This is a genomic window from Paraburkholderia sp. SIMBA_054 (assembly GCF_046534875.1).
In the GTDB taxonomy this organism is placed as follows: Bacteria; Pseudomonadota; Gammaproteobacteria; order Burkholderiales; family Burkholderiaceae; genus Paraburkholderia; species Paraburkholderia hospita.
In genome coordinates, this window is the sequence record NZ_JAWRXV010000810.1 from 1 (window position 1) to 271 (window position 271).

Here is a 271-nt window from a genome sequence, read left to right on the forward strand (position 1 = left end):
GTTGCGCCTGATCTCCTCCACCAGCCACTGCATCTGGTCGATCGTGCCGCCCTTGCCATCGGGCCAGCTGCGCCATTGCTTGCCGTAGACCGGGCCGAGCTCGCCGTTCTCGTCGGCCCATTCGTCCCAGATGCTGACCTTGTTGGCGGTCAGGTAGGCGATGTTGGTGTCGCCCTGCAGGAACCACAGCAGCTCGTGGATGATCGAGCGCAGGTGCAGCTTCTTGGTGGTGACCAGCGGGAAGCCCGCGCCGAGGTCGAAACGCATCTGG

1 protein-coding gene is annotated in these 271 nt (G+C 64.6%); it reads right to left on the reverse strand.

Going from position 1 to position 271, the window contains the following annotated elements; translation table 11 throughout:
• Window positions 1-271 (reverse strand): thymidylate synthase (locus SB822_RS57350; RefSeq protein WP_410859142.1); only part of this gene is annotated, 271 nt, incomplete at both ends.